This is a genomic window from Paraburkholderia sp. UCT31, from assembly GCF_014397655.1.
GTDB classification, from domain to species: domain Bacteria; phylum Pseudomonadota; class Gammaproteobacteria; order Burkholderiales; family Burkholderiaceae; genus Paraburkholderia; species Paraburkholderia tuberum.
Window position 1 is genome coordinate 41518 of the sequence record NZ_VZQP01000058.1, and the last position, 8713, is coordinate 50230.

The 8713-nt window shown below is 66.3% G+C and carries 9 protein-coding genes; 7 read left to right on the plus strand and 2 right to left on the minus strand.

From position 1 onward, the window contains the following. Positions 1-4 precede the first annotated feature (4 nt). From F6X40_RS33960 to F6X40_RS33970, 3 genes are all read left to right on the plus strand, one after another. Positions 5-610 carry an SAM-dependent methyltransferase gene (locus F6X40_RS33960; RefSeq protein ID WP_187630837.1) on the plus strand — a complete coding sequence of 202 codons (606 nt, stop codon included), beginning with the start codon at positions 5-7 and terminating at the stop codon, positions 608-610. Beyond that, complete coding sequence (locus F6X40_RS33965; protein ID WP_187630838.1) at positions 607-1272, plus strand: glycosyltransferase; 666 nt, start codon at positions 607-609, stop codon at positions 1270-1272. Before F6X40_RS33960 ends, F6X40_RS33965 begins: the two co-directional genes overlap by 4 nt. An 89-nt stretch (positions 1273-1361) precedes the next feature. Continuing rightward, positions 1362-1856 carry a DUF421 domain-containing protein gene (locus F6X40_RS33970; protein WP_187630839.1) on the plus strand — a complete coding sequence of 165 codons (495 nt, stop codon included), beginning with the start codon at positions 1362-1364 and terminating at the stop codon, positions 1854-1856. Positions 1857-1908: 52 nt separating this feature from the next. Here F6X40_RS33970 and F6X40_RS33975 read toward each other — a convergent pair whose 3' ends face one another. Beyond that, positions 1909-3312 carry an MFS transporter gene (locus F6X40_RS33975; protein ID WP_187630840.1) on the minus strand — a complete coding sequence of 468 codons (1404 nt, stop codon included), beginning with the start codon at positions 3310-3312 and terminating at the stop codon, positions 1909-1911. A gap of 230 nt (positions 3313-3542) precedes the next feature. Between F6X40_RS33975 and F6X40_RS33980 the strand changes: the two genes are divergently transcribed. The 3 genes from F6X40_RS33980 to F6X40_RS33990 all read left to right on the plus strand — a co-directional run bounded on the left by F6X40_RS33980 (position 3543) and on the right by F6X40_RS33990 (position 7987). Next, positions 3543-3686, plus strand: coding sequence for a hypothetical protein (locus F6X40_RS33980; protein ID WP_184065933.1), 144 nt, complete (start codon positions 3543-3545; stop codon positions 3684-3686). Between the two features lie 447 nt (positions 3687-4133). Next, complete coding sequence (mprF, locus tag F6X40_RS33985; protein WP_187630841.1) at positions 4134-6725, plus strand: bifunctional lysylphosphatidylglycerol flippase/synthetase MprF; 2592 nt, start codon at positions 4134-4136, stop codon at positions 6723-6725. Further along, entirely contained in the window at positions 6722-7987 is a 1266-nt protein-coding gene (locus F6X40_RS33990; RefSeq protein ID WP_187630842.1) for a virulence factor family protein, read from the plus strand. The genes mprF and F6X40_RS33990 overlap by 4 nt, the downstream gene beginning before the upstream one ends. On the opposite strand, the gene F6X40_RS33995 is transcribed toward F6X40_RS33990, so the two are convergent. Further along, positions 7959-8240, minus strand: a complete 282-nt coding sequence (locus tag F6X40_RS33995; protein WP_184022741.1) for a hypothetical protein — start codon at positions 8238-8240, stop codon at positions 7959-7961. The genes F6X40_RS33990 and F6X40_RS33995 overlap by 29 nt on opposite strands. Before the next feature lie 101 nt (positions 8241-8341). On the opposite strand from F6X40_RS33995, the gene F6X40_RS34000 reads away from it, so the two are divergent. Continuing rightward, a partial coding sequence (locus tag F6X40_RS34000) for a pyridoxal-phosphate dependent enzyme (protein ID WP_187630843.1) occupies positions 8342-8713 on the plus strand: 372 nt, incomplete at its 3' end.

The following is an 8713-nucleotide window of genomic DNA, read 5'->3' on the forward strand; positions in this document are numbered from 1 at the left end:
TGAGATGAGCTCGACGGTGCCGTACTTCGATGAACTCTACCGACGCAGCGACGATCCGTGGCGTTTGCGCGAAGGCTGGTACGAACGCCGCAAGCGTTCGCTGACGCTCGCGCTGCTGCCGCGGGCGCGCTATCGCAACGCGTTCGAGCCGGGCTGCGCGAACGGCGAGTTGACGGCCGGGCTCGCGACGCGCTGCGACGCGCTGCTCGCCGCCGATCTGCACGCGCGCGCCGTCGAGCTTGCGTGTGAACGCGTGGCGGGCGCATCGAACGTGCGGATCGAGCAGCGCAGGGTGCCGCGCGACTGGCCGACGGAGCACGGGCCGTTCGATCTGATCGTGATCAGCGAGTTCGCGTACTACCTCGACGCGGCCGAGCTCGAAACGCTGGCCGCGCGCATCGCCGGGTCGCTGACGCCGGACGGCACGCTGCTCGCCTGTCATTGGCGCCGGCCGTTCGCCGAAGCGCGCGAATCCGCCGACCATGCGCACGCGCTATTCGATGCGCGCTGCGGTCTCGCGCGTCTCGCGCATCACGACGAAGCCGACTTGCTGATCGACGTGTGGTCGCGCGACGCACGTTCGGTCGCGCAGCGCGAGGGGCTTCTATGATCGGCGTGATCGTTCCGGCGCATAACGAAGAGACGTTGCTCGCACGGTGCCTCGCGGCCTTGCTCGAAGCGTCGCGACACGAAGCGCTCGCCGGCGAGGCGGTGCGGATCGTCGTCGCGCTCGACGCGTGCAGCGATTTCAGCGGGGCGATCGCGCGCGCTTACGGCGTGCAGACGCTGACGCTGAAGGCGCGCAACGTCGGGATCGCGCGGGCGCTCGGCGCGTCGCTGCTGCTCGCGCACGGCGCGCGCTGGCTGGCGTTTACCGATGCCGACAGCCGCGTGTCGCCCGGTTGGCTGGCCGCGCAACTGGCGCTCGGCGCCGATGCGGTGTGCGGCTCGATCGCCGTCGACGACTGGAGCGCGCATCCGCACAGCGTGCGCGAATATTTTCGCAAGACGTATGTCGACGCCGACGGACATCGTCATGTGCACGGCGCGAATCTCGGCGTTTCCGCGGACGCCTATCGGCGCGCGGGCGGCTTTCCGCCGCTCAAGTGCAGCGAGGACGCCGCGCTCGTCGATCGCCTGATCGCGACTGGCGCGCGCATCGCGTGGAGCGCCGCGCCGCGCGTGACCACGAGCGCGCGCACCGTGGCCCGCGTGCGCGGCGGTTTCGGCGATACGCTCATCTCATGGGCGACCGATGGCGCGCTGGCCTGAGCGACGGCGACGCGTCGCGGGCTCGTCTCGCTCGCAACTATCCGGACACCAGAACATTCGCACGGCAATGCGCCGCGGGGAGGACGAACATGATGGACGCGTTTTTCGTTCTATTCGGCCAAGGCAGGGAGCTCGATCCGTTGCAGATGGGTATGCGCTCGATCGCCGTGTTCGTGATCGCGCTCGCGCTGATCCGTGTATCGGGGCGCCGTTCATTCGGGCAGCGCTCGCCGTTCGATTCGGTCGTCGTGATTCTGCTCGGCGCGACGCTGAGCCGCGCGATCGTCGGTGCGTCGCCGTTTATCGCGACCGTGGTCGCGTCGTTCGCGATCGTCGTGTGTCACCGGGCGCTCGCGTGGTCGTTCATACGCTCGCGCCGCTTCGAGCTGCTGGTGGGCGGCGCCGAGCGCGAGGTGTTCAGCGACGGCAAGTTCCACGCGAACGAAATGCACGCGGCGCTCGTCACGCGCACCGACATCGAGGAAAGCGTGCGGCAGAAAACCGGCTCGCGCACGATGGACGACGTGGCCGCCGCGATTCTCGAACGCAATGGCGACGTGAGCGTGATTCGCAAGCGCGCGTGAGCGCCCGAACCCGTGAAGAGCGGGGCGCTTGCGCGGGGACACGGCAGCCGGCTCAGCCGCGCCCGCCTCGCGAAATCTCCGCGCCCGCGCCGCGCGGCAGGCGCAGCGTGACCGGAATCGACGCGAACGAGCATAGTCCGACCACGAGAAACGCGGGCCAGAAATCCGACCAGGTGATGCTCGGATGCCCATGCAGCGCGCGCGAAATCTGCAGCACGATGCCGCCGACCGTCACGCCGAGGCCGAGCGACATCTGCTGCACGACGCTGCCGAGGCTCGTCGCGCGGCCGACGTCGCGGCTCGCGATCTCCGCGTAGGTCAGCGAGTTGAGGCTCGTGAACTGCAACGCGGGGAAGAAGCCGCCGAGCAACACGACGACCCAGATGATCCACGTCGGCGTGTGCGGGAAAAACAGCCCGCACGCGGCGATCGAAATGCCCGATAGCGCGGCGTTGAACACGAGCACCTGGCGAAAGCCGAAGCGGCGCAGCACCGTGGAGGCGATCGTGCGCATGAACATGCCGCCGAACGCGGACGCGCAGGTGATCAGCCCCGATTGGAACGCGCTCATGCCGTGGCCTTCCTGCAGCAGCAGCGGCAGCAGGAACGGCAACGCGCCGAGACCGATGCGAAATAGCGAGCCGCCGAGCACGCTCGCCTGGAAAGTCGGCACCTTGAAAAAACGCAAATCCAGAAGCGGCAGTGCGACGCGTTGCGCATACGCGACGTAGATCACGAGCAGCGCCGCGCCGAGCGCGCACATGCCGAACGCGTCCGTATTCGAAATCAGTTCGCCGCCGACCAGCGACAAGCCGAGCAACAGCAGCACCGCGCCCGCCGCCGACAGCAGGAAGCCGATCCAGTCGAGCGGGCCGGGGTCGGGCTCGCGCGTATTGGCGATATAGCGATTGGTCAGATAGATGCCGAGAATGCCGATCGGCACGTTGATGAAGAAGATCAGTCGCCAGTGCAGATACGTGGTGATGAAGCCGCCGAGCAGCGGACCGGCGGCGGGGCCGAGCATGGCGGGCACGCTCAGGTAATTCATCGCGCGGATGAAGTCGGCTTTCTCCACCACGCGAAAGATGATGATCCGCCCGACGGGCACCATCATCGCGCCGCCGACGCCCTGGATGAAACGCGCAACCGTGAAAGTGGCAAGCGAGTTCGACGCGGCGCACAACAGCGAACCCGTCACGAAGACGCCGATCGCGGTGCGAAATACCGTGCGCGCGCCGAACTTGTCGGCGAGCCAGCCGCATACCGGGATGAACACGCCGAGCCCGAGCACGTAGCTTGTCACCGCGATCTTCAGCGTGACCGGATCGCGCCCGAAATCGCGCGCCATGGCCGGCAGCGCGGTGACGATCACGTTGGCGTCGACGCTTTCCATGAACATCGCGCACGCGACGATAAGAGGCGCAATCAGAGCTTTTTGGGTCTGGGCGACGGTCATATCGGCGAGCCTGCGGCGAAGCGTCGCAGGCAAAGGGAGCATTATTGCACCTGTACGGTGCGGATTGTTAATACCTGCACGACCGATGCGGCCCCTTTACGAATTTTCCGTATCCGGTACGCGACATTGGCATTCGCGACGTCGCCAAAAAATATTGTTTTGTTGCGCTGCGGCACGAGATCGCTATAATCGGGTTATTCCGTAGGTATAAACCCTGATAAGGAGCCGCCATGAACACCACATCGAATGTCGTCCGTTCCACCCCCGCTGCCAACACGTTCTTCGGCAAGCTGCGCGCGCTGGCGCTGCATGCGCTGAACCTGCATCTGCAGAACTGCGCAGTGATCGCCGAAGCGTACCGTCGCCCGAACTAAGCGCGAGTTTCCCGCGCGGGCCCCGCAAGCCCCAGCTGTCGTGTCAATGCCCGCTCGAGTAGCGGGCATTGTGCTTTCTGGCCCCGTCAAGCGGAGCACGTTCAGCGAGTCGGCTCCCAGTCCCACCAGATAGACGCCCGCCGTCAGCCAATTCCGGGCTGCCATCGCCGTTTCCCTTCCTGATATCGTGCTTCCGCTCCTGATTACGGCACGCCCAGCCGTGATCTTGATGCCGCGGTTGCGCCGGCCCGATGCCTCGCATCACGCGAGGAAGCATTACAATCGCGCGCTTTTGACGCGCGACGCGCAAGTGAACTGACGGCAAAATTGCTAATGCTGTCAACCTTTTGCACGTTTTGCCGTTATCACTTTGTAATCGCCGCCACAGGCGATACCGCGCGTGACGACCCGTCGCCGCGACCGCTCCTCGCAAGGCCCGCATTGACCATGTTCCACCGACTTCAACACAGCTTCGAGCGCCTCCCCGCGCTGCTCGGCCGTGCATCGAAAGCGCTTGGCAGCCGGGGACTTCTGTCGCCCGTGCTCGCGCTCGTCATTTGCGGGCTGCTGCTGGTCGTGCTGCAGCATCTGTCCGAGGCAGTGAATTACCGTTCGGTGATCCGCGAACTGCGCCAGTTGTCGGCGCGCGAGTGGATCGGTGCGCTCGGCGCGACCGCGCTCAGCTACGTCGCGTTGGTCGGGCGCGACGCGGTCGGCCTGCGCTATCTCGGCGCGAGCGTGCCGCGCGCGGCGCTGTGGGTCGGCGCGACGGCCGGTTCGGCGCTCGGCAATGCGACCGGTTTCGGCGCGCTGACGGGCGGAGCGGTGCGCGCGCGCGTGTACGGCGTCGCGAACATCACGCCCGCGCAGATCGGCCGCATGACGGTGTTTACGAGCGTGTCGCTCGCGCTCGCCCTCGTCTTGATGACCGCGCTGGGCATGGTCTGCATGGCGGGCCAGCTCGCGCCGATGCTGCATCTGTCGCCAGTCGCGCTGCGCTGGAGCGGCGCTGCGCTGCTGCTCGCGCTGGCGCTCGCCGCGGCCGCGTGCCGTCGGCAAACCCGGCCGATCCGCACGCGCTGGCAGTGGCTCTCGTTCGATATTCCCGCGCGCCGCGATCTGCTCGCGCAGGTTGCGCTGGCGGTGCTCGACGTGGTCGCCGCGGGCCTCGCGTTGTGGGCATTGCTGCCGCATGCGAACGTGAGCTTCGTCGGCTTCATCACCGTCTACGCCGCCGCGATGCTGCTCGGCCTGATTGGCCATACGCCAGGCGGCGTCGGCGTGTTCGAAGCGGCGATGGTGTTCACGCTGAGCGGCAGCGTGCCGATGCATCAGATGGTCGCCGCGCTGCTCGCGTATCGCGCGATCTATTTCGGCGTGCCGCTGATCGCCTCCGCGGCGCTGCTCGCGGGCTTCGAGGGGCGCGCGCTGAAGAATCGTCTGTCGATGTTGCAGGCGGAGCGCGTGTCGGAACTCGCGCCGCTGTTTCTGAGCCTCGTCACGTTCGTGGTCGGCGGCATGCTGGTCATTTCGAGCGCGACGCCGGCGTTCTGGCAGCGCATTCATATGCTGCGCGACCTGGTGCCGCTGTGGGTGCTCGAAAGCTCGCAGATGCTATGCAGCGTGCTCGGCGTGCTGCTGCTGTTCGTCGCGCGCGGCCTGCTGCGGCGGCTCGATGCGGCATGGTGGATGACGCTCGCGCTCGCGTTGCTGAGCCTCGCGCTGTCGCTGACCAAGGGTCTCGCGTTCGTCGAAGCCGGTGTGCTCGGCATGCTGATCGTGCTGTTGCTCGCGACGCGCAAGCGCTTCAACCGTCATTCGTCGCTGTTCGCGGAGCGTTTCACGGCCGGCTGGCTCGTGTCGGTCGCGATGGTGCTGATGCTCGCGACGTGGGTCATGCTGTTCGCTTTCCGTGACGTGCCGTACACGGGCGATCTGTGGTGGCAATTCGCGTTCGACGAGCGCGCGCCGCGCGCGCTGCGCGCGACGCTCGCCGCGAGCGTGTTCGCCGCGACCTTCTCGTTCTGGCAATTGCTGCGTCCGGCGCCGGGCCGCTTCGTGAAGCCGGCGCCCGAAGATCTGCACGACGCCGCGCGCATCGTGCGCGCGCAGGAACGCAGCGATGCCGGTCTCGCGTTGATGGGCGACAAGAGCTTCCTGTTTTCGGAGTCGCGCGAGGCGTTCCTGATGTACGCGAAATACGGCCGCACGTGGGCCGCGTTGCACGATCCGGTGGGGCCGCGCGAAGAGTGGGCGGGTCTCATCAGCAAGTTCGTCGCGCTCGCGCATGCACATGGCGGCCGCGCCGCGTTCTACCAGGTGCGCGCGAATGCGCTGCCGCTGTATCTCGACGCTGGCCTCACGCTGCTGAAGCTCGGCGAGGAAGCGCACGTCGTGCTCGACGACTTCGATCTGAAGGGCTCGCATCGCGCGCATCTGCGCTATGCGCTCAAGCGCGGCGAACGCGACGGCTTTAGCGTCGAAGTGATCGATCAGGCCCATGTGCCGGCCTCGCTCGAAACGCTACGCGGCATTTCCGACGGTTGGCTCGACAGCCGCGACGCGCGCGAGAAGAGCTTCTCGGTCGCGGCTTTCCATGACGAATACCTGGCCGCGCAGTCGGTGATGCTGGTGCGCCAGAACGGCGAGCCGGTCGCATTCGTGACCTTCATGACGACCGATATGAATACCGAGGCGACCGTCGGCGTGATGCGTCACGTCGAAAGCGCGTCGCCGTATGCGATGGAATATCTGTTCACGCAGCTCGCGCTGCACCTGAAACAGGCGGGCTTCCGCTCGCTCAGTCTCGGCATTGCGCCGCTCTCCGGCGTGCAGCCGACACCGCTCGCGTCACGCTGGCATCGGCTGGCCGGCATCGTGTGGCGCTTCGGCGGCCGCTTCTACAACTTCCGCGGACTGCGTGCTTTCAAGAGCAAGTTCCAGCCGCGCTGGGAGCCGCGTTATCTCGCGACATCCGGTTCGGGCGTGTTCTTCACGCTCGCGGACCTGTCGCTGCTGGCAGGAGGCCGGCGTTCATGACATTGCATCCGTTGTTCCGGCTCGCCGTCGCGGCAAGCGTTCTGAGTTGCGGCGCACTCGCGCACGCGGCCACCACCACCGTGCCCGGCGGCCGCTATGGCGACGTGCGCGTGACGCAGCCCGAGGGGCCGCTGCGCGGCTTCGTCGTGCTGTATTCGCAGGCAAGCGGTTGGAGCGCAGCCGATCAGCAGAGCGCCGATGCGCTCGCGAAAGCGGGCGCGATGACGGTCGGCGTCGATACCGCGCACTACGCGGCCAACCTTGCCGCGAAAAAGGAAACCTGTCATCAGTTGGTGGGCGATGCCGAGGCGCTCAGCCATCAGCTCGAACGGCAGTCGCAGTCGAGCCGCTACTTCGCGCCGATCGTCGCGGGTACGGGGCAGGGCGCGACGCTCGCGATGCACGTGCTCGAGCAGGCGCCGTCCAATACGATCGCGGGCGCGGTGTCGGTCGACGCCGATCACACGCTCGACGCGCGCTTCGAACCGTGTCCGCCCGACCCGACCGTGATTCGCGACAAGGTGCCGGGCTTCGTCGAAAAGGCGAGCACGGGCAATGCCGATCGCGCGCGTCTCGTTGCATTGCTGACGCCGCATCTGCAGCCGGTCTCGATCAGCGCCGACGACGTGTCCGACCTGCCGCTGATCGAATTGCCGGCCACGCATCCGAACGGCTTGATGGCGATCGTGATTTCCGGCGATGGCGGCTGGCGCGATCTCGACAAGACGATCGGGCAGGCACTGCAGAAAGATGGCGTGTCGGTGGTCGGCTGGGACAGCCTGCGTTATTTCTGGAGCGAGAAGCCGCCCGCGCAAACGAGCCGCGATCTCGCGCGGGTGATGCAAACCTATGGCGAGCGCTGGCACGCGCAGCATATCGCGCTGATCGGCTATTCGTTCGGCGCGGACGTGCTGCCGTTCGCGTATAACCGTCTGCCGCAGGCGCAGCGCGATAAGGTGTCGCTGATTTCGCTGCTCGGCTTCGCGCCCGACGCCGATTTCCAGATCCGCGTCGGCGGCTGGCTCGGCATGCCCGCGAGCGACAAGGCGCTGAACGTGCGCCCCGAGTTGACGCATGTGCCGCCGTCGATCGTTCAATGCTTCTATGGCGAGAGCGAGACCGACACGCTGTGTCCGGCGCTCGACAAGACCGGCGTCGAAGTCATCCGCACGACCGGCGATCATCACTTTGGCCGCGATTACAACGCGCTCGAGCAACGCATTCTCGCGGCATTCAAAAAGCAGAGCGGCGTGCGCGATTGATGTCGGTGTTGGTCGTCTCAGCGGGGCGCGCTTGCCGGTGCGCCCCGTTTTTCTTGTGTGGCACTGCCGCACTGCGCGGAGATTGACAAAGCTTGCCGAGTCGACGAAGATCGCCGACATGAACTGCCTCGACATCCGTATTGCGCTGATTATTAGCATCATTCATCGAATGGTGGGTTAGCGCGCGTCGACTTGCAGTCACACATAACCCGCCAAACGAGGCGGGTTTTTTTATGTCCGCTTTCAGGTTCATTCTCTGCCTGCCTCCTGGCGAACATGCCGCGATTGCTATCGTTCGATGTCGATCGCCGTTGATGCGTTGTTGCATCGAATGTTGCCACCCAGGAGCTTGCCGTGCTGTTAAACGAACTCGAACAGGCCGCCGCAGCGGCCGGGCGCGTCGCGCCGTCTCACGACTACCTGAAAAAAACCCTGACCGCGCGCGTCTACGACGTGGCGCGCGAGACCGAACTCGAACGCGCCCCGAACCTGTCGGCGCGGCTGCGCAACCCGGTCTATCTGAAGCGCGAGGACAACCAGCCGGTGTTCTCGTTCAAGCTGCGCGGCGCATACAACAAGATGGCGCATATTCCGGCCGGGGCGCTCAGTCGCGGCGTGATCACCGCGTCGGCGGGCAATCATGCGCAGGGCGTGGCGTTATCGGCGGCACGCATGGGCGTGAAGGCGATCATCGTCGTGCCGGTGACGACGCCGCAGCTCAAGGTC

Excerpts from the sequence above, each read along its gene's own strand:
- F6X40_RS33995 (WP_184022741.1), bottom strand. The coding sequence starts at position 8,240 with ATGAACCTGAAAGCGGACATAAAAAAACCCGCCTCGTTTGGCGGGTTA.
- F6X40_RS33965 (WP_187630838.1), top strand. The coding sequence starts at position 607 with ATGATCGGCGTGATCGTTCCGGCGCATAACGAAGAGACGTTGCTCGCA.
- F6X40_RS33960 (WP_187630837.1), top strand. The coding sequence starts at position 5 with ATGAGCTCGACGGTGCCGTACTTCGATGAACTCTACCGACGCAGCGAC.
- F6X40_RS33970 (WP_187630839.1), top strand. The coding sequence starts at position 1,362 with ATGATGGACGCGTTTTTCGTTCTATTCGGCCAAGGCAGGGAGCTCGAT.
- mprF (WP_187630841.1), top strand. The coding sequence starts at position 4,134 with ATGTTCCACCGACTTCAACACAGCTTCGAGCGCCTCCCCGCGCTGCTC.
- F6X40_RS33975 (WP_187630840.1), bottom strand. The coding sequence starts at position 3,312 with ATGACCGTCGCCCAGACCCAAAAAGCTCTGATTGCGCCTCTTATCGTC.
- F6X40_RS33990 (WP_187630842.1), top strand. The coding sequence starts at position 6,722 with ATGACATTGCATCCGTTGTTCCGGCTCGCCGTCGCGGCAAGCGTTCTG.
- F6X40_RS33980 (WP_184065933.1), top strand. The coding sequence starts at position 3,543 with ATGAACACCACATCGAATGTCGTCCGTTCCACCCCCGCTGCCAACACG.